The sequence below is a fragment of the Dactylosporangium sp. NPDC051485 genome (assembly GCF_040682015.1).
In the GTDB taxonomy this organism is placed as follows: domain Bacteria; phylum Actinomycetota; class Actinomycetes; order Mycobacteriales; family Micromonosporaceae; genus Dactylosporangium.
The window spans coordinates 23,377-42,575 of record NZ_JBFAZW010000023.1 but is presented as its reverse complement, the minus strand read 5'-3'; the positions used below and the strand labels follow the sequence as shown (position 1 = coordinate 42,575).

18 protein-coding genes and 1 pseudogene are annotated in these 19,199 nt (G+C 72.6%); 5 read left to right on the top strand and 14 right to left on the bottom strand.

What is annotated here, in order from left to right:
- Nucleotides 1-22 precede the first annotated feature (22 nt).
- Together AB0M46_RS15870 and AB0M46_RS15865 are read right to left on the bottom strand one after the other, a co-directional pair.
- Nucleotides 23-562 carry a PH domain-containing protein gene (locus tag AB0M46_RS15870; protein WP_363336452.1) on the bottom strand — a complete coding sequence of 180 codons (540 nt, stop codon included), beginning with the start codon at nucleotides 560-562 and terminating at the stop codon, nucleotides 23-25.
- Nucleotides 563-631: 69 nt separating this feature from the next.
- Nucleotides 632-1,465: a biotin--[acetyl-CoA-carboxylase] ligase gene (locus AB0M46_RS15865; protein WP_363336571.1), complete on the bottom strand. Its 834-nt coding sequence runs from the start codon at nucleotides 1,463-1,465 to the stop codon at nucleotides 632-634.
- A 49-nt stretch (nucleotides 1,466-1,514) separates the two neighbouring features.
- Between AB0M46_RS15865 and AB0M46_RS15860 the strand changes: the two genes are divergently transcribed.
- A complete protein-coding gene (locus AB0M46_RS15860) occupies nucleotides 1,515-3,095 on the top strand; it encodes an acyl-CoA carboxylase subunit beta (protein ID WP_363336569.1) in 1,581 nt (526 codons plus the stop codon).
- Nucleotides 3,096-3,132: 37 nt separating this feature from the next.
- Here AB0M46_RS15860 and AB0M46_RS15855 read toward each other — a convergent pair whose 3' ends face one another.
- Entirely contained in the window at nucleotides 3,133-4,941 is a 1,809-nt protein-coding gene (locus AB0M46_RS15855) for a serine/threonine-protein kinase (protein WP_363336450.1), read from the bottom strand.
- A 63-nt stretch (nucleotides 4,942-5,004) separates the two neighbouring features.
- Entirely contained in the window at nucleotides 5,005-7,152 is a 2,148-nt protein-coding gene (locus AB0M46_RS15850; RefSeq protein ID WP_363336448.1) for a hypothetical protein, read from the bottom strand.
- Between the two features lie 166 nt (nucleotides 7,153-7,318).
- Here AB0M46_RS15850 and AB0M46_RS15845 point away from each other — a divergent pair, with 166 nt between their 5' ends.
- Nucleotides 7,319-7,504, top strand: a complete 186-nt coding sequence (locus AB0M46_RS15845; RefSeq protein ID WP_363336446.1) for an acyl-CoA carboxylase subunit epsilon — start codon at nucleotides 7,319-7,321, stop codon at nucleotides 7,502-7,504.
- Between the two features lie 187 nt (nucleotides 7,505-7,691).
- Here AB0M46_RS15845 and mscL read toward each other — a convergent pair.
- Nucleotides 7,692-7,976 (bottom strand): annotated as a pseudogene (gene mscL / locus AB0M46_RS15840) (large conductance mechanosensitive channel protein MscL); the annotation flags it as partial.
- 38 nt (nucleotides 7,977-8,014) lie between these two features.
- Between mscL and AB0M46_RS15835 the strand changes: the two are divergent.
- Both AB0M46_RS15835 and AB0M46_RS15830 read left to right on the top strand, forming a co-directional pair.
- On the top strand, nucleotides 8,015-8,626 hold the full coding sequence (locus tag AB0M46_RS15835; RefSeq protein WP_363336444.1) for a Maf family protein: 612 nt from the start codon (nucleotides 8,015-8,017) through the stop codon (nucleotides 8,624-8,626).
- Nucleotides 8,623-9,282, top strand: a complete 660-nt coding sequence (locus tag AB0M46_RS15830; protein WP_363336442.1) for an O-methyltransferase — start codon at nucleotides 8,623-8,625, stop codon at nucleotides 9,280-9,282. Before AB0M46_RS15835 ends, AB0M46_RS15830 begins: the two co-directional genes overlap by 4 nt.
- A gap of 261 nt (nucleotides 9,283-9,543) precedes the next feature.
- Here AB0M46_RS15830 and AB0M46_RS15825 read toward each other — a convergent pair whose 3' ends face one another.
- The 4 genes from AB0M46_RS15825 to AB0M46_RS15810 form a co-directional block, all read right to left on the bottom strand.
- Nucleotides 9,544-10,728: an MFS transporter gene (locus AB0M46_RS15825; protein WP_363336440.1), complete on the bottom strand. Its 1,185-nt coding sequence runs from the start codon at nucleotides 10,726-10,728 to the stop codon at nucleotides 9,544-9,546.
- A 57-nt stretch (nucleotides 10,729-10,785) separates the two neighbouring features.
- Nucleotides 10,786-11,541, bottom strand: coding sequence for an ABC transporter permease (locus tag AB0M46_RS15820; RefSeq protein ID WP_363336438.1), 756 nt, complete (start codon nucleotides 11,539-11,541; stop codon nucleotides 10,786-10,788).
- Nucleotides 11,542-11,544: 3 nt separating this feature from the next.
- Nucleotides 11,545-12,498, bottom strand: a complete 954-nt coding sequence (locus AB0M46_RS15815; RefSeq protein ID WP_363336436.1) for an ATP-binding cassette domain-containing protein — start codon at nucleotides 12,496-12,498, stop codon at nucleotides 11,545-11,547.
- An 82-nt stretch (nucleotides 12,499-12,580) separates the two neighbouring features.
- Nucleotides 12,581-13,216 carry a PadR family transcriptional regulator gene (locus tag AB0M46_RS15810; RefSeq protein ID WP_363336434.1) on the bottom strand — a complete coding sequence of 212 codons (636 nt, stop codon included), beginning with the start codon at nucleotides 13,214-13,216 and terminating at the stop codon, nucleotides 12,581-12,583.
- 109 nt (nucleotides 13,217-13,325) lie between these two features.
- Between AB0M46_RS15810 and AB0M46_RS15805 the strand changes: the two genes are divergently transcribed.
- Entirely contained in the window at nucleotides 13,326-15,071 is a 1,746-nt protein-coding gene (locus tag AB0M46_RS15805; RefSeq protein WP_363336432.1) for an acetyl/propionyl/methylcrotonyl-CoA carboxylase subunit alpha, read from the top strand.
- 18 nt (nucleotides 15,072-15,089) lie between these two features.
- On the opposite strand, the gene AB0M46_RS15800 is transcribed toward AB0M46_RS15805, so the two are convergent.
- The 5 genes from AB0M46_RS15800 to thrS form a co-directional block, all read right to left on the bottom strand.
- A complete protein-coding gene (locus AB0M46_RS15800; RefSeq protein WP_363336430.1) occupies nucleotides 15,090-15,431 on the bottom strand; it encodes a YbjQ family protein in 342 nt (113 codons plus the stop codon).
- A 92-nt stretch (nucleotides 15,432-15,523) separates the two neighbouring features.
- Nucleotides 15,524-16,564: a hypothetical protein gene (locus AB0M46_RS15795; RefSeq protein ID WP_363336429.1), complete on the bottom strand. Its 1,041-nt coding sequence runs from the start codon at nucleotides 16,562-16,564 to the stop codon at nucleotides 15,524-15,526.
- Nucleotides 16,561-17,073, bottom strand: a complete 513-nt coding sequence (locus AB0M46_RS15790) for a SigE family RNA polymerase sigma factor (RefSeq protein ID WP_363336427.1) — start codon at nucleotides 17,071-17,073, stop codon at nucleotides 16,561-16,563. Before AB0M46_RS15790 ends, AB0M46_RS15795 begins: the two co-directional genes overlap by 4 nt.
- Nucleotides 17,074-17,133: 60 nt before the next feature.
- Entirely contained in the window at nucleotides 17,134-17,751 is a 618-nt protein-coding gene (locus AB0M46_RS15785) for a DUF3152 domain-containing protein (protein ID WP_363336425.1), read from the bottom strand.
- A 197-nt stretch (nucleotides 17,752-17,948) separates the two neighbouring features.
- On the bottom strand, nucleotides 17,949-19,196 hold the full coding sequence (gene thrS / locus AB0M46_RS15780; RefSeq protein ID WP_363336423.1) for a threonine--tRNA ligase: 1,248 nt from the start codon (nucleotides 19,194-19,196) through the stop codon (nucleotides 17,949-17,951).
- Nucleotides 19,197-19,199 lie beyond the last annotated feature (3 nt).

Sequence of the window (19,199 nt, the reverse complement as noted above, 5' to 3'; positions counted from 1 at the left end):
GCGGGGGCCGGGAAGCTTCGGTTCAGTCCTTCTTGATCTCGTGGACGAGGGCCTCGCGGTCGTCGTCGCCGAAGGTGTGCTTCTGCCGGTCCTCGTCGACCAGCTCGTAGAGCACGCTCTGCGTCTTCTCGACGTGCGGCAGGTCGGTGAGCTGCACCTGCCCACGCTCGCCGGCCGACTCGATGGTGAGCGTGCCGCACCCGAGCATCCGCTCGAAGATCGAGTGCGAGAACGACACGTCGTTGATGCGCCCCAGCGGGATGTCCCGGCCGCTGCGCGAGAAGACGCCGCTGCGCATGATCACCCGCTCGTTCGTGAAGACGTAGTGGGTGGTCTTCCACTTGAGCCACGGCCACCCGGTGACCACCAGGATCACCGCGAGCGCGACGCCGGCCAGGATCAGCAGGACGAGCGCGCTCCAGTCTGTGAAGATCGCCGCCGCCGCCACGGCGGCCACGGCCAGAACGGCCCAGACCACCGGCAGGAACAGCGCCTTCCAGTGGGGGTGCAGGTTCAACACCACCTGCTCGTCCTTGGTCAGGACGCTTTCCGGGAACCCCACGCCAACCCCTCCTCGTTCCAGATATGTCGGAGGTGAGGCTAGACCCTGGACGCCACCCGGCGGCATTACCTACCCGGACGTATCCAACCTGGCGTGCACGACATCCCCGGCGGCGATCGTGTGCACCTTCTCGAACCGGTCGGCGACCTCCAGCCGGCCGTCGGCGTCGATGCCGGTCGCGAGGCCCTCCAGCTCCTGCCCGCCGGGCAGCTCGGCCCGGATCCGGCGGCCGATGGTGCCGCAGTGCAAGACGTACGCCTCGCGCAGGCCCGAGGCGTCGGGGTCCCCGGCGTGGTCGCGGAACCTGGCGTACCACTCGGCGAAGGAACGCAGCAGGGCGCGCAGCAGCGGATCGCGGTCGCTGACGGCCGCCCCGGCCAGGGCCAGCGACGTGGCGTCGGGGCGCGGCAGCTCCTCCTGGCGCAGGGTGGTGTTGAGGCCGATGCCCACGACCACGGCCCCGTCGGCCGCCTCGGCCAGGATGCCGGCGGTCTTGCGGTCGCCCTGCAGCAGCAGGTCGTTGGGCCACTTGAGGTAGGCGTCGATGCGGGCGACCCGGCGCACCGACTCGGCCAGGGCCACCCCGGCCAGCAGCGGCAGCCAGCCCAGCCGGGCCGGCGGCAGCTGAGGGCGCAGCAGCACGCTGAGCGCCAGCCCGGCCCGGGCGGGAGACTCCCACTGCCGGCCGAGCCGCCCGCGCCCGGCGCTCTGCCGCTCGGCGATGATCACCAGCCCCTCCGGCGCCCCTTCCCGGGCCGCGGCCACGACATCGGCGTTGGTCGAACCCGTCTGCGGGAGCACGCGCAGGTCGGTCCACAGCCCGCCGGGGACGACCAGGGCCCTGCGCAGGGCCGCCTCCCGCAGCGGGGGACGATCGAGGTCGGAGTACGCACCGGTGGAAATGTTCACAGCTCGACCCTATGCCGACGCGAATAGGATGCCGAGAGTGACGATTGAGCAGACTGGTGTCGGGGCTGACATCCACACGACGTCCGGAAAACTCGCCGATCTGGTCCGCCGCACCGAAGAAGCGGTCCACGCGGGTTCGGCCCGCGCCGTCGAGAAACAGCACGCGCGCGGCAAGAAGACCGCCCGCGAGCGAATCGAACTCCTGCTGGATCCCGGCTCGTTCGTCGAGCTCGACGAGCTGGCGAGACACCGCTCCACCAATTTCGGGCTGGAGAAGACGCGGCCGTACGGCGACGGCGTCGTCACCGGATACGGCACCGTGGACGGCCGCCAGATCTGCGTGTTCGCCCAGGACTTCACGGTCTTCGGCGGCAGCCTCGGCGAGGTCTTCGGCGAGAAGATCGTCAAGGTCATGGACCTCGCCATGAAGATCGGCTGCCCGATCGTGGGCATCAACGACTCGGGCGGCGCGCGCATCCAGGAGGGCGTCGTCTCCCTCGGCCTGTACGGCGAGATCTTCTTCCGCAACGTCCGCGCGTCGGGCGTCATCCCCCAGATCTCGCTGATCATGGGCCCCTGCGCCGGCGGCGCCGTGTACTCCCCCGCCGTCACCGACTTCACCGTGATGGTCGACCAGACCTCGCACATGTTCATCACCGGCCCCGACGTCATCAAGACCGTCACCGGCGAGGACATCGAGTTCGAGGAGCTCGGCGGCGCCCGCACGCACAACACCAAGTCGGGCAACGCCCACTACCTCGCCGCCGACGAGGACGACGCCATCGACTACGTGCGCGCGCTGCTGTCCTACCTGCCGGCCAACAACATGGACGACGCCCCGGTCGTGCCCGCGCCGGCCGTCCTGGAGGTCACCGACGAGGACCTGGCGCTCGACGCCGTCATCCCGGACTCGGCGAACCAGCCGTACGACATGCACACGGTCATCGAGTCGATCGTCGAGGACTTCCTCGAGGTACAGCCGCTCTTCGCGCAGAACATCCTCGTCGGCTTCGGCCGCGTCGAGGGCCACCCGGTCGGCATCGTGGCCAACCAGCCGATGCACTTCGCGGGCTGCCTGGACATCGACGCCTCGGAGAAGGCGGCCCGCTTCGTGCGCACCTGCGACGCCTTCAACATCCCGATCCTGACCTTCGTCGACGTCCCGGGCTTCCTGCCGGGCGCCAGCCAGGAGTGGGACGGCATCATCCGCCGCGGCGCCAAGCTGATCTACGCCTACGCCGAGGCGACGGTACCGAAGGTGACGGTCATCACCCGCAAGGCCTACGGCGGCGCGTACGACGTCATGGGCTCCAAGCACCTGGGCGCCGACCTCAACTTCGCCTGGCCGACCGCCCAGATCGCCGTGATGGGCGCCCAGGGCGCGGTGAACATCCTGTACCGCCAGGAGCTGCGCGAGGCCGCGGACCCGGCCACCCGGCGCGCCGAGCTCGTGCAGGAGTACGAGGACACGCTGGCCAACCCGTACGTGGCGGCCGAGCGGGGCTACGTGGACAGCGTGATCCCGCCGTCGACGACCCGCATCGAGATCGTGCGGGCCCTGCGGCTGCTGCGCACCAAGCGCGAGACCCTGCCGCCAAAGAAGCACGGCAACATCCCCCTGTAGGCGGCCCAGCCCGGCCCGGGCCGCCGGCGCCTTCGCGTCAGGCGGCCCGGGGCTGGAACGACCCCTTGATGATGTTGTAGATCTGCTGGACCGGCAGGGAGTCCCACATGTCGGCCGGGCACTCCCAGTAGATGGCCTGGCCCAGGTTCGGGCGGATGCGGCAGCCCAGGTTCGACACGCGCATGTGGCCCTGGGTCGAGTCGTAGTACCACTGCCAGTCCGCGCACACGCCCAGATAGCCGGTGACGTCGTCGATGTGGATGCGCACGTAGTTGGCGTAGTCCTTCTTGCGCCGGCGCTCCTGGTCCGCCCAGTCGGCCTTCGGGTCGCCCAGCGGCGGGGTGACCGTCGCGTCGAAGCCGACGCGCATGCGCGGGTCCGTGTTGCTGACGTAGTAGATCATCGACGGAGAGGTCCCGTGCGGGACCGGCTGCCAGCCGATCGGCAGGCCGACCCGCCAGCCCCACTCCTTGTTCTCCACCCACTCGTAGCCCGGCGGCAGCTGGATCACGTCCCGGCCGATCGAGCCCTGCACCACCGGCGAGGGCGTAGCACCGGCCGACGGGACGAGCGAGGCGCCCGGCGACGGGGCCCGCGACGCGGACTGGGCGAGCGCGCCGGCGTCGCCGTCCGAGCGCGGGTCCGAGCCCGAGTCCGAGAAGAACAGCGCGGCCGCCACCGCCAGGGCGAGCACGGCCACCCCGGCGGCGATCCAGCGCCACCGCTGCGCCGAGGGGACGGTCCGGTCCAGCCCGTCGTCGACGGAGTTGAGCGCGACCAGGCCGGAGCCGGCGGCCGGGTCCACGGCGGCGCTGCCCTTGGGCCGGCCCGGGTACTCGATGTGCGGCAACGCGCCCGGCGGGCCGGTGATGGCCTCGGGCGAGCGGTCGGAGGCCGCGGCCGGCGCCGCGCTCACCGGGGCGACCGGGTCGAGGGCGACGTTGCGCAGGGAGCCGCGGGAGTGACTCTCCCGGGGCCGGCGGGGGCGCGGCAGCGGCGGCATCGACCACGACCAGCCGCGGCCCTCCCCCGCGGCGGCCCGCTCCAGCAGCCGCTCGGTCTCGGCCATGCCGGCCCGGACCTTCGGATCCTTGCGCAGCAGCGCGGTCAGGACCGGCTTCAGCACGCCGGCCCGGACCGGCGGGTCGGGCTCCTCGGTGGCCAGGGCGGTCAGGGTGGCGTACGTCGTCGAGCGCGCATAGGGCGAGCGCCCCTCGACGGCGGCGTACAGCGTGGCCCCCAGCGACCACATGTCCGACTCCGGCCCGGAGGTGCCCTCGCGGGCCCGCTCCGGCGAGATGTACTGCGGCGAGCCGAGGATCAGCCCCGGCCGCGTGACGGCCCCGTCCCCGCCCTCGAAGACGGCCAGCCCGAAGTCGGTGAGGACGACCCTTCCCGTGTCGGCCAGCAGGACGTTGCCCGGCTTGACGTCGCGGTGCAGCACGCCGGCGGTGTGCGCGGCCCGGAGGGCGCCGAGGACGGCCAGGCCGATGCGGGCCACCCGTTCGGGCGGCAGCGGCCCGTCGTCGGTGATCACCTGGTGCAGCGAGCGCGACGGGACGTACTCCATGACGATCCACGGCGTCAGCTCGGTGTGCACGACGTCGTAGATCCGCACGACGTTGGCGTCGTTGAGGCGGGCCGCCGCGCGGGCCTCGCGCAGGGTGCGCAGCCGCAGCTCGTCGCGCTCCTGCTGGGTCAGGCTCGCCGGCGGAATGACCTCCTTGACGGCCACGTCCCGGCGCAGCATCTCGTCGCGGGCCAGCCACACCCGGCCCATGCCACCCGCGCCGAGCGACTCGATCAATCGGTAGCGATCGGCGATCAGGGCCTTGGGCTGCGTCATCACCAAGCAAGTTACCGAACCCGGGCACCTGCGAAACACCCCGGATTCGGTGAAGATCGTGCGTCAGTCCGCGCGCGAGCGCAGCACCATGATCAAGAGGATCAGCAGGCCGATCCCGACCAGGCCGGCGCCGATGAGGGCGACCGGCAGGACCCGGAAGGTGTCGAGGACCTTCTGCTGGGTCGGGCCCGCGTCGGCGGTGCTGAACGTGACCGTCACGGTGACGTCGTACTCCTGCGTGTCGGCCGCCGCGTTGTCGGCCCCGATGTCGACCACGCCCGGCATGGTGAGGCGGGGCCCGCCCGGCGCCGGATCGACGATCGCGACGATGTCGGCCTCGGCGCCCTTGGCGACCGGTGCCACGGGCTTCTGCACCGTGCACTTCGTCGGACCCAGGAAGCCCAGGGGCGTGGGCAGCTGGGCCTCGCCGTTGTCGTCGGCGGCGAGCACCACCCGGCCGGTCGAGCCGTCCTCGCAGTCGACGTCGAGCACGACGGCGCCGGCCCGGCCGGTGACGTTGCCGGCGAAGCGCACCGTGACCTGCAGCTGGCGGGCCGGCTCGAAGATGTACGAGGCCGTGCACTTCGCGGACGCGGAGCCGGCGCTCAGCGGCACCACGTCGGCCCCCACGTTCGGCGTGTCCTGCGACTCCCCTGGGTCGCAGGCGAAGGAGCTCAGCCGCCAGCTGCCGTCCACGGTGGAGACCGGCGGCACCGGAGTGACCAGGTACTCCCCGAACGGCAGCGAGCCCGGCACGTCCCCCTGGGCCAGCGCCGCGACCCCGAGCCCGGTCGTGGTCGCCACCCCGGACCAGCCGGGCACGCCCTGGGCCCGAGGCGTGACGGCGAAGGAGGCGGCCCCGGTGCCGCCGACGGTGACCCCGCGCAGCTCGAGCGCGCCGGCCTTGCGGCTGACCCGCAGCGCGCAGTCGGCCGGGGCGTCGGCGGCGACGGTGACCGTGACGGTCATGCTGTCGGGCTTGAGCTCCTTGTCGCCGCAGCCGGCGCCGGTGAGCTTCCAGGCCGCGGCGTCGCCGGCCGGTGGGGTCAGCGTCACCGCATACGCCCCCGGGAGCAGCAGGCTCAGGTCGGTCCCGGTCGCGACGGTCGCCGAGCCGTCGCCCGCGGCGGTCGCGCTGAGCTGCCGGGGCGGGCCGCCGGCCGGGTCGGCGACCGAGAGGCCCCAGGCGCCGCCGGGGCTGTCGGAGTACAGCCGCAGCGTCATCCCGGGCGGGGACGGCGGCGGGTCGAAGGTGAACGTGCACGTGACCGTCTCGCCGGGGGCCAGCGTGACCGTGGCCTGGCCGGTCGGCACGTCGGTGGTGGTCAGGCTCTGCCCGGCGCCGCTCTTGGCACAGGCAAGGTCGGCGAGCGTCCAGCCGGCCGGCGGGCGGGCCACGACCGTGCCGGGCTGGCCGCCGGAGCTGCGCACGAACGTGGCGTCGGTCGCGGTGTCCACCACGACCCGGTGGTCGGCGGCGTAGCTGGGGCTCGCGTCGAAGGCGAAGCGCTGCGGATAGCCGGGCGCCCGCGTGGTGCGGGCCCGCACGACGAGCGTCCCGGTGGGCTGGGCGCCCTTGACGTAGTAGGCGAAGCAGAAGACGTGCCGGGCGCCGCTGGGGAAGCCGATCCACTGCACGTTGCCGCCGCTGTGCCCGTCCAGCGCGCAGCGCAGCGCGCCGAAGCCGTAGCCGGCCTGGCCCGGCTGCGCCCCGGACAGCAGCGGGTCGCCGGGGCTGCCGCCCTGCGCCCACAGCTGATGGCGGGCGGCCAGCTTGGCCTGCTCGTCGGTGAGCACCACGGTGACCGCGCCGTCGATGGTCTTACCGGTCTTGATGCCGGTGCGGTCCAGCAGCGCCACGGCGGCGGCGGTCGGCCCGGAGCCGGTCGCCGCCGTGGTGACCCGCGACAGCGCGCCCTTCTTCTCGTGGCCGCTGCCCAGGGCGAACTGCCAGCCGTTGAGCGCCGAGCAGCCGGTCGAGTTGGCCGCCTCGACCGCGGGGTCGACCTCCCCGCCGTCGCGGTAGGCGCTGTCGATGCCGACTGGCGCCGCGTTCTCGGCGTGGTCGTCGCGCACCCGGTTGCCCATGACGCTCTGGTAGGTCTGGCAGGCCCGGGCCACGAACGTGATCTGGTAGTGCAGCGAGGCGGAGACGGAGGCCGGCTGCTCGCCCTCCCGCGCGAAGGCGGGAGTGGCGCCGGCCGCGAGCACGGCAGCGAAGAATATCGATATCGCGGCACACATTGGGCGAACTCGGACGTTTGTCAATGCGCCCCCCAATTCGCCATCGACTCCCGTTCCAGTCGAGTATGCGCTGCCAGGGTGTGCGTATGCTCGCAGGACGGCAACGTTTCGCGAACATGTGCGGGAGGCTGAGATGACGGAGGAGCCGCTGTTCCGGGTGGTGCGCGGCACGCCGACCGCCGAAGAGGTGGCGGCGGTCGTGGGCGCCCTGTTCAGTCTCGCGCCGACGCCTCCGGCCCCGGCGGCGCCGCGCTCGCGCTGGGCGCAGAGCGCTCGTCCGGGCCGCCCCCGGCACTGGCGCGCCGACGCGGGATCGTGATCGGCGGCAGCGTCGGCCACTTGCGGGCCTCGCGCTCGCGCTGCAGCCGCTCCGCCTCCTGCGGGCCGGGCAGGTCGGCGACCAGCTGCTGACCGCAGGAGCGGCAGGTCAGCGCGCCGGACGGGATGCGGTCCAGGCAGTAGGGGCACGGGCGCGACTCCAGCGAGCGGCCCCGCTCCACGCCGATCAGCGTCATCAGCTTGATCACCACGAACAGGCCCGCCGCCAGCAGCGCGAACTGCAGCAGGTCGTTGAGGAACTGGCCGTACTTGATCGGCGTGTCGTGGATCCTGACGGACAGGTCCTTGAAGTCCGGCTCGCTCACCACCGCCGCGACCAGCTGCAGGAACACGTTGGTCACGAAGGACTGGACCAGGGTCGCGAACGCCGTGCCGATGATGAAACCGAGCGCCAGGTCGAGGACCGAGCCCCCGATGGCGATGGCCTTGAACTCCGCCCAGAGCTTGCGCACGCGCTGATGGTACGGACCGTTCGCTAACGTTGCGTTGCGTGAGAACTTTCATCCTCGCCTCGGCCAGCCCGGCCCGGCGCAGCCTGCTCACCCACGCCGGCATCGAACCCCAGGTCGTCGTCAGCGGCGTCGACGAGTCGGCGGTCGAGGCGGGCGACGCGGCGACCCTGGCCGGCACGCTCGCCGGCCTCAAGGCCCGAGCCGTGCTCGCCTCCGTCTCCGCCACCGACGCGCTCGTCCTGGGCTGCGACTCGGTCCTCGCGTTCGACGGCGAGATCCTCGGCAAGCCCGGTGGCGCCACCGAGGCCACCGCCCGCTGGAAGGCGATGCGCGGCCGCTCCGGCGTGCTGCACACCGGGCACTGCCTGATCGACGCCGCGACCGGCGAGGCCGCCGAGGCCGTCGTGGCCACGACCGTGCACTTCGCCGAGCCCGACGACGACGAGATCGCCGCCTACGTGGCCTCGGGCGAGCCGCTCGAGGTGGCCGGCGCGTTCACCATCGACGGGCTCGGCGGCGCGTTCGTGGCCGGCATCGAGGGGGACCACACGAACGTGGTCGGCCTCTCGGTGCCGACGCTGCGGCTGCTGCTGGCACGCCTCGGTGTTCCCATCACGTCGCTGTGGACGCGCGGCAGGATGGACCCATGACGAGACAGACGCTCGCGCTGAGCGAACAGCTGCGCGACTACGTCGTGGCCAACGGCGCCACGCCCGACGAGATCGTGCGAGACCTCATCGAGGAGACGGCCCGCGTCCTGCCCGGCGAGGCCGGCATGCAGATCGCGCCGGAGCAGGCGGCGTTCATGACGCTGCTGACCCGCATCGCCGGCGCCCGGCAGGCGGTTGAGATCGGCACGTTCACCGGCCTGTCCTCCATCGCGATCGCCCGCGGCCTGGCCGAGGGCGGCCGGCTGACCTGCCTCGACGTGTCGGAGGAGTACACGGGCATCGCGCGGCGCTACTGGGCGCGGGCCGGCCTGACCGACCGCATCGAGCTGCGCATCGGCCTGGCCGCCGAGACCCTGGCCCAGCTGCCCGCCGAGCCGCACCTGGACCTCGCGTTCATCGACGCCGACAAGACCGGCTATCCCCGGTACTGGGAGCTGCTCGTCCCGCGCATGCGCCCGGGCGGCCTGATCCTGGTGGACAACGTGCTGCGCCACGGCCACATCGTGGACCCCTCGCCGGACGACGCGGGCACCGTCGCGATGGCCGCCTTCAACCGCGGCGTGCTGGAGGACCCGCGGGTCGAGTCCGTGCTGCTGCCCATCGCCGACGGGCTGACCATCGCCCGGCGCTTGTAGCAGCGACTTTGGCGCTCCGGTCCGCGCAACCAGGGACCGTTGCTCCCGTCAGCGCCCGGTCCGGGTCGATCAGAGCTTCATCGAGCCGGACCGGGCGAAGCGGTCGGGCCTGGCGGCCCTGTCTGCCGGGCCCGCGATGCCAAGAGCCGGGCGGCCCGGCCGACGATGCTCACCGGGCCCACCGGCCGCGGTCGGGCGGTCCAGTCGAACGTCACTCATCGGGCCTGCGGAGCCGGGGCCAGGCGGTCCAGCCGGATTTTGCTACCGGGCCTGCGGAGCCGGAGCCGGAGCCGGAGCCAGGGTCAGGCGGTCCAGGCGGACGATCGCCAGGGCCGACACGAGCGCGAAGGCAGGCACCAGGAGGAAGGCCGCGTGCGGGCCGACCCGGTCGGCGAGCGCGCCGAGCACGAACGGCGCGACGGCGAACGCGATGCCGACCGCGAACGACGACCGGGCCGCGGCGAGGTCCGGCTGGCCGTCGGAGTGGGCCAGCGCCAGGCCGATCCCGAGCGGATAGTGCAGCCCCATCCCCAGCCCGGCCACGACCAGCCCGGCCATCGCCAGCGCCGGCTGGGTCGCGGCCCAGAAGAGCGCGAAGCCGACGAGCGTCACCGCCAGCGCCGCCAGCAGCATCCGGGTCGGCCGGAAGCGCAGCACCAGCCGGCCGCCCAGCAGCCGGCCGAACAGCATGCCGGCGATCAGCGTCGAGACCGCGGCGGTGGCCACGCCGGCCGAGACGTGGGCGTGGTCGCGCAGTACCTCGCTGCCCCACAGGGCCAGGCAGATCTCGATCGAGCCGGTGGCGAAGAGGCTGGCCAGCGCCAGCGGGAAGGTCTGCGGCAGCGGCCGGCGCGGCGCGTGCTGGCCGCCCGGGCGGGCCGGCTCCGGCGGGCGGACCGCCGCCGTGCGGGCGTACCAGGCCAGGACCAGCACCGGCACGACCACCAGGACCAGCCCGGAGCGCCAGCCCCACCCGGCCGCGTAGGTCGCACCGACGATCAGCGGCGCGACCACCCCGACCCCGGCCGCGGCCGCGTTGGCCTCGCTGATCGCGGCGGGCGCGGCGGTGCCGTGGTGGTCGGTGAGCGCCGCGTTGATCGCGTTGACCGCCATCGCCCCGCCCAGGCTGCCCAGCAGCGCGCAGGTCAGGGTCAGCGCGATGTGGTGGGCCGCGAACATGCCGATCGCGGCGAGGCTGATCAGCCCCAGCCCGCCCCAGATGAGCCGATGACGGCCGAGCCGGCGGGTCAGCATCGGCAGGACCGCGCCGCCGAACACGCCCCCGGCCGCGAACGCGGTGCCGTGCAGGCTCGTGAGGGTGCGGCTGACGTGGAACTCGTCGCGCAGGAGCGGGGCGACCGGCCCGAAGCCGTAGAGGAAGTACACCCAGAGGGCCAGCTGGACGTACATCACCCAGGTGGGGCGGTCACGAACGAGTCTCGGCACCCCAGCACGCTGTCACGGCCCCTCCCGCAGGGGAAGGGGCCGTTGCGGTGACGGTCGTTACCGGACGCCCTTGGCAAAGGCCCGGGACGCCCAGATCACGGTGATGATCGTCAGGCCGCCGATGACCACCGCGGCCTGCCACACCGAGTCCGCGCCGGGGTGGCCGTCGAAGAGCGCGCGCACCCCGTCGACGGCCCAGGAGAACGGGTTCCAGTTGGAGACGGTCTTCAGCCACTTCGGCGCGAAGGTCAGCGGCAGCAGGATTCCGGCGGTCAGCAGCAGCGGCTGCGAGATGGTGTTCAGCAGTGGCGCCAGCGCGTCCTCGCTGCGCAGCTTCAGCGAGATCGCGTAGGAGAACGCCGACAGCATCAGCGAGATCACGGCCATGAGGGCGAACGCGCCCAGCATGTCCAGCACGTTGACCTTCAGCCCGAAGGCGACCGCGATGAGCACGATGAGCAGCGCCTGGAACAGCAGCGACACGACGTCGCGCAGCGAGCGCCCGACCAGCAGGGCGAACCGGCTGACCGGCGTGACCCGGCTGCGCTCGATGACCCCCGCCCGCAGTTCGGCGATGAGCCCGAAGCCGGTGAACAGCGAGCCGAACATCGCCAGCAGCACCAGCAGGCCCGGCACGAAGAGCTTGTAGGCGTCGGCGTTGGAGCTCACGCCCAGGGCCGGCTTGAGCAGCGGGGCGAACAGCAGGAGGTAGAACAGCGGCTGGATGATCCCGACGATCAGCCAGACCGGGTTGCGCAGCATGAGCTGCATCTGGCGCTGGAAGACCAGCCAGGTGTCGCGGAAGAATTTCATCGCTCAGCTCTCCCTCAGGGAACGGCCGGTCTTGGTGAGGAACACGTCGTCGAGGCTCGGCCGGTGCAGCTCCATCTCGCCGAGCGTCACGCCCGCGTGGTCGAGCAGGCGCAGGATGTGCGGGATCGCGGTGGCGCCGTCCGTGACGTACAGGCGCAGGCGCCCTTCGACCCTCTCGACGTTGCGCACGTAGTCCTGGTTGGTCAGCAGCCCCTCGGCCGTCTCCAGGCTCCCGTTGACGCCGACCGTGACCACGTCCCCGGCGACCTCGCGCTTGAGCGCGTCCACGGTCCCCTCGGTGACGATCTCGCCGTGGTCCATGATCGCGATCCGGTCGCACAGCGCGTCGGCCTCGTCGAGGTAGTGGGTGGTGATGAAGACGGTCATCCCCTCCTCGCGCAGCCGGCGCACCTCGTCCCACATGTGGGCGCGGCTCTGCGGGTCGAGCCCGGTGGTCGGCTCGTCCAGGAAGACGACCTTGGGGTCGTGGATGATCCCGAGCGCGATGTCGACCCGGCGGCGCTGGCCGCCCGAGTACGTCTTGCAGCGCCGGTCCGCGTACTCCGTCAGCTGGAACGCGTCCAGCGCCCGGACCGCCCGGCGCTGCGCGTCGGACTTGGCGATGCCGTAGTACCGCGCCTGGAGCACCAGCTCCTCGCGCGCGGTGCTCTCGTCCCAGGTGCTGCCGCCCTGGGCGACGTAGCCGATGCGCCGGCGCACCTCGCCCGGGTCCTTGAGCAGGTCGGCGCCGGCGATGCGGGCCTCACCGCCGTCGGGCGTGATGAGCGTGGCGAGCATTCGCAGCGTGGTGGTCTTGCCTGCGCCGTTCGGCCCGAGGAACCCGTAGATCTCCCCCTCCTTGACGGAGAGGTCGACGCCGCGCACGGCCTCGACGACCTTCGTCTCGCGACCGGCGCGGGAGCGGAAGAACTTCCGCAGCCCCCTCGTCTCGATCATGTCCGTCTCCCCTGTCTGGTGTATCAGCAGGGAGACCATAACGCGATATAGTTTTGGCGGTCAAGTTTTAGTATGTCGCGTACTACTCGTCTTCGTCGTCGACGGGCTCGCCGTACTCGGCCCGGATCGCCATGCGCCAGTCCTCCGCGCTGGTGCCGTCGCCCTCCTCGTTGACGTGCCAACCCTCCCCGGCCTCGATCCGCGCGGCGATGTCGTGGCACCAGCGGGCCTCCGCCTCGCAGCGGGCCATGGTGAGCTCGAACTGCCAGCCGACGTGCGGCGGCTTGTACTGCGTCCAGTCCTCGGCACTATCGCGATAGGTTGCATTCCAGCCCTCGAGCAGCCGGGCCCGGGCCCGCAGCGCGCCCACCGCCTCCGCCCGGGGCAGCTCCGGCAGGAACGCGAACGCCGCCAGGAACGGGTCGGTCGGCTCCTGGTACTCCCACCAGTACTTACGCAGCAGCTCCTGGTACTGCGCGGTGCCCACCGGCGTGAGCCGGTACTGCGTGCGGGCCGGCCGGTTGTTCACCTGCTCGGTGCCGACCTCGTCGAGCAGCCCCTCCTCGGACATCTTGCGCAGGGCGTGGTAAATCGACCCCGGCTGCACGTTGGCCCAGCTCTCGACGTGCCAGCTGACCAGTTCCTTGCGGATGTCGTAGCCGTGCACCGGCTGCAGGTAGGAGACCAGCCCGAGGATGAGAAGACGCGTAGTGGACACGTCACAAGCGTAATAGGAAAACTTGACTAATGCGTCCAGTGACTTTGTTGGCAAGAACCGCTTCAGAAGCTGGGCATAGACTCCGAGGGGCCGACCAAAGGAGCGTTCAGTGCGCAAGGTACTCATCGCCAACCGGGGCGAGATCGCCGTCCGCGTCATCCGGGCCTGCCGCGATGCGGGCCTGGCGAGCGTGGCCGTCTACGCCGACTCGGACCGCGATGCCTTGCACGCCCGCCTCGCCGACGAGTCCTACGCCCTGGGCGGCGACACGGCCGCCGACTCCTACCTGCGCATCGACAAGCTGATCGACGCCGCGGCGAAGTCGGGCGCGGACGCCGTGCACCCGGGCTACGGCTTCCTGTCGGAGAACGCCGACTTCGCCCAGGCCGTCATGGACGCCGGGCTGACGTGGATCGGCCCGACCCCGCAGGCCATCCGCGACCTCGGCGACAAGGTCACGGCCCGCCACATCGCCCAGCGCGCCGGCGCCCCGCTGGTCCCCGGCACGCCGGAGCCGGTCGCCGACGCCGCCGAGATCGTCGCCTTCGCGCAGGAGCACGGGCTCCCGGTGGCCATCAAGGCCGCCTTCGGCGGCGGCGGCCGCGGCCTGAAGGTCGCCCGCACCCTGGAGGAGATCCCGGCCCTGTTCGAGTCCGCGACGAGGGAGGCCGTGGCCGCCTTCGGCCGCGGCGAATGCTTCGTGGAGCGTTACCTGGACCAGCCCCGCCACGTGGAGGCCCAGGTCCTGGCCGACCAGCACGGCAACGTCATCGTCGTGGGGACCCGGGACTGCTCCCTGCAGCGGCGCCACCAGAAGCTGGTCGAGGAGGCCCCCGCCCCCTTCCTCACGGACGCCCAGCGCGGCCAGATCCACGAGTCCGCCAAGGCCATCTGCCGCGAGGCGGGCTATCACGGCGCCGGCACGGTGGAGTACCTCGTGGGCAACGACGGCACCATCTCCTTCCTGGAGGTCAACACCCGCCTCCAGGTGGAGCACCCGGTAAGCGAGGAGACCACCGGCATCGACCTGGTCCGGGAGCAGTTCCGCGTGGCCGATGGCGAGAAGCTGCGCTTCGACGCCGACCCCACCCCGCGCGGGCACTCCATCGAGTTCCGCATCAACGGCGAGGACCCGGGCCGCAACTTCCTCCCGGCCCCCGGCGCGGTGACGGTGCTGACCCTCCCGACGGGCCCCGGCGTCCGGGTGGACACGGGCATCGAGTCCGGCAGCGTGATCGGCGGCAACTTCGACTCCCTGCTGGCCAAGCTCATCGTCACCGGCGAGACCCGGGAGCAGGCCCTGGAGCGCGCCCGCCGCGCCCTCGACGAGATGGTGGTCGACGGTATGGCCACCGCCCTGCCCTTCCACCGCAAGGTCGTCCGCGACCCGTCCTTCACCGACGCCCCGTTCCGGGTCCACACCCGCTGGATCGAGACGGAGTGGACCAACGACGTCGCACCGTTCACGGCCGCGGCGGGCGCCCTGTCCGACCCGGACCCGCGCACGACGGTGGTGGTCGAGGTGGCGGGCAAGCGCCTGGAGGTGACCCTGCCGGCCGGCCTGTCCTCGGCCTCGCCCGCCGCCGCTCCCGCCCCCGGCAGGAAGCGCACCGCGGCCAAGAAGCAGTCGGGCGCGGCCGGCGGCGACGCCCTGACCAGCCCCATGCAGGGCACCATCGTGAAGATCGCCGTGGCCGACGGCGACGAGGTCAGCGAGGGCGACCTGATCGTCGTGCTGGAGGCCATGAAGATGGAGCAGCCCTTGAACGCCCACAAGTCGGGCAAGGTGACGTCCCTGGCCGCCCAGGTGGGCGAGGTCGTCTCGGCGGGGACGGTCGTCGCCGAGATCAAGTAGCTCCCGGCGGCGGGCCGGTCAGGCCGCCGCGTGGGCGCCGGTGCGGGCGTGTATGGGCACGGCGACCACCGCGGTGCCGTACGCGCACAGCTCCACCCAGGTATTGGTCACATCGCGGTGGTCGAAGCGCATGCCGACGATGGCGTTGGCGCCACGGTGCTCCGCGGCCTGCACCATCTGCCCCACCGCGCGGGACCGGGTCTGCACCAGGAACTGTGACATGTCCTGGCCCGGGCCGCCCTCCGTCGATCGGATGCCCGCGGCGAACGGGTTTCGTGAGGTGGCGACCACCCCCAGCACCTCACCGAGCACGTGGGTGATCTCGTACCCGGGGAGGCCCTCAGTCGTTACTACCAGCACGAAATGATCGTATGCAGATATATGGGGCTTCGCGGCGATCTGGCCCGAATCATCCGTTACCTGACCCGCGCCCCCGGCGCGAAGTAGCCCCGTCAGCCCCGGCTCACCTCGGCGGCCGGGCTCACCGTGATCGCCGCCGCGAAGCGGATCAGCTCGTCCTGCGGCAGTGACGCCTTCGGGGCGACCTGCAGCAGCAGCGAGTGGCCGTCGCCGGTCGGGACGCGCAGGAACTGCACGTCCGGGGTCGTCGTCAGCCAGCCGGTGCGCTGGCCGACCTTCACCCGGGCGGCGGGCACGTCCCCGGCGGGCGGCTCGGTGGCGGGCGACTCGTCGAGCATGACGGCAATCTTGTTGTCGTAACCCTCGCCCGGCTCTACCCCGGGAGGGCGGAATGTCACCGCCGCGGCCGAGATGTTGTCGACCGTCCAGCCGGCGGGCATGAGGCCGAACGCGAACGGGGACGGGGAGGACAGCGCGCCCGGCCGCACGGCGCCGGCGTACGACACCAGGTCGGTCGCCGGCGGCGTCGGGGTCATCCGCAGGGTCAGCCACGTCGTGGGGGTGGGCTGCCAGACCAGCGTGCGCTGCAGGTCCGTGTACGGCAGGCCGGGATCGTCGTCCGAGTAGTGCCACTCGTAGAGCGTCGCCGGCCGCCCGCCGACCTCGGACGGGGTGGCGAACGTCTTCGAGCTCGGGGCGGCGGGGCGGGCGTCGAGCAGGGTCAGGGTCGCGGTGCCGCCGGCGTGGCGCTGCATCGCCGTCGGGTGGCCGCCGGCGAGCATGACCGCCGGGGCACCGTAGGCCGCGGAGGGCGTGAACGGGAACGTGATCGCGGCGGGCACCGTCGCGGGGACGAGCGTGGGAGCGGGCGACGGGGAGGCCGCGACGGCCGGAGGGGCGGCGACGACGTGGTCGTCGCCGTGCGGACCGCCGGAGCGCAGGGCGAAGGGCAGGGCCAGGCCCAGGCTGACCAGCACGGCGACGCCGGCGGACAGGGACGTGAGACGGGCCCGGCGGCCACGGCGGGCCGACTCGGTGGTGATGGTGGAGAGCATGGCGGCGCCGGGCGGGGCCTCGGCGGCGTGCAGCAGCATGGCTTCGCGGAGCCGGTCCTCGATGTCGTCGGTGTTCATGGCTGGCCTCCCGGCGCGGGGGCGGGCTCCCTGGTCGTGGCCAGGGCCGCCCGGAGCTTCTGCAGGGCGTGGAACGCGTGGACTCGAACGGTCGAGGCGGAGCAGCCCAGCAGGCGGGCGATCTCCGCGTCGGGAAGGTCCTCGTAGTAGCGCAGGACCATGACGGCGCGCTGGGAGCGCGGCAGGGTGGCGAGCAGGGACCACATCGCGTCGGTCTCGTCGAAGCGGCCGGTGGCGTCGGCGGCGACGGCGTCGGGCGGCTCGGCGACGGGCCGTTCGGCGAACGAGCGGCGCCGGCGCCAGGAGAGGTACTGCCGCAGGATGGCCTTGCGCACGTACGGCTCCGGCCCCTCCGCGCTGACGATGCCCGACCAGCGCCGATGCGCCCGCACCAGGCCCTCCTGGGTCAGGTCCTCGGCCAGGTGGCGGTCGCCGGTCAGCAGGTACGCGAAGCGCAGCAGCGCCGGCGACCGGCCGAGCACGAACTCGGTGAACTCGACGCCACTCATAGGCCTCCCCATCGCGCGAACGATCCCAATCGCCTAGACGAGGGGCGGGGGCCGTCGCGTTTACGGGTCGCGCGGGGTCGGGTCGTCGTACTGGCCCGAGCGGCCGGTGTACGACCGGCCGTCGACGATCGGCCAGGCGTTGGCCACGCAGCCGTGCAGGCCGAGGGTCTGCTGCTGCATGACGGGCGCCGGGTGGCCGGGGCCGGGGCACAGCTCGTGCCCGTGATAGAGCCGATGTCCGGTCTCGTGATTGATGACGTACTGCCGGTACGTCACCAGATCGGCCCCGTAGTCGGGCACCCCGCGGACCCAGCGGGCCACGTTGACGACGACGCTGTCGCCGTTGCGGCAGCTCGTGTACCGGTCGTAGGAGCTGTGGCAGAGCACGTCGCGGGTCGCCGGGGTGGCCAGGTAGATGGTGAAGTCGGAGCGCTCCCCCGCCCCGGCCCGCCGCAGCCGCCACTGCCCGGTCCCCGGCCAGCTGCGCGGGTCGGCGAAGACGGTCTCGACCGCGTCGGCGAACCCGGCGGCCGAGATCCCGGCGATGTCCCGCTCCACCGCGATGCGGTACGTCAGCAGCTGCCCGCCGGCCCCGGCGACCGGCCCACCGGCGGGCGCGTACTCGTAGCCGCCACGCCCGGCCGCGGGGTAGGTGATCGGCGGGATGGCGACCGTCACGGGCGGACGGGAGGCGGGCACCGAGGACGCGGACGGCACCGGCGCTTCCGCAAGTGCAGGCGCTTCCGGCAACGCATGCGCGGGTGGCGCGGAACAGGCGGCCAGGCTGAGCACCGCAAGCCCCGCGCCGAGAATACGAAGGACGCTCACACGGGGACAGACGAGCCTTCCGCCGCCGGACGTTTAGGACTGCCGCATCACCTCCTCGCCGGACGTTGAGGGCTGCTGCAGGCGGCGCTCAGCAACGCCAGCGCGGAGGCGACCGGCAGCGATGAGACCGAGCCGTCCCGCGAGCGCAGGGAGACGGAGCCGGAGGCCAGCTCGTTCGCCCCCAGGACGGCCACGAACGGCACCCGGCGCAGCGACGCCTCGCGGATGCGCGCGGCGAGGCTCCCGGAGTACGAATCCCGCACCCGGATCCCGATCGCGCGGCACTCGTCGGCGAAGGCCCGCCCGGAGGCCTCGCCGACCGGGAGCACCTCCACCTGCACGGGCGCGAACCAGGCCGGGAACGCCCCGTCGTGCACCTCGATGAGGTGCGCGAACAGCCGCTCCATGCTCCCGGCCGCGCTGCGGTGCACCATGACCGGGCGGCGCCGGGACCCGTCGACGTCCACATAGGACAGGTCGAAGCGGGCCGGCATGAAGTAGTCGACCTGGACGGTGGCGAGGGTGCTCTCCCGGCCGGCGTAGTCGCGCAGCTGGATGTCGATCTTCGGGCCGTAGAACGCGGCCTCGCCCTCGGCCTCGACGTACGCGACGCCGGCCGCCTCCAGGGCGCCGCGCAGCACGGCGGTCGCGCGGGCCCACATCGGCGGGTCGTCGACGTACTTCGGCCCCTCCCCGCGCAGCGAGAGCCGCCACGACGCGGGCTGGAACCCCAGCGCCGCGTGGGCCTCCCGCATGACCCGCAGCGCGGCCAGGATCTCGGCCTCGACCTGGTCCTCGGCGCAGAAGACGTGGCCGTCGTTGAGGGAGATGGCCCGCACCCGGGAGAGGCCGCCGAGCACGCCGGAGCGCTCGGCGCGGTACTGCCCGCCGATCTCGCCGATGCGCAGCGGCAGCTCGCGGTAGGAGCGCCCGCGGGCGGCGAACACGGCCGCGTGGTGCGGGCACAGGCTCGGTCTGAGCACGAAGGCGTCGTCGTCGCCGAGGACCATCGGCGGGAACATGTCGTCGGCGTAGTGCGGCAGGTGGCCGGACCGGTAGTACATCTCCGCCTTGGCCAGGGGCGGGGAGTACACGTGCTGGTAGCCGTGCCGGCGCTCGAGATCGAGCAGGTACTCCTCGACCGCCCGCCGCGCCGCCGCGCCCCGGGGCAGCCAGATCGGCAGCCCGGCGCCGACGAGCGGGTCGGAGTGGAAGAGCTCGAGCTCACGGCCGAGCTTGCGGTGATCCTGCATGACGGACTCCTTAACGGTGCGGAGCGCGCGTCGGGGGCACAAAAA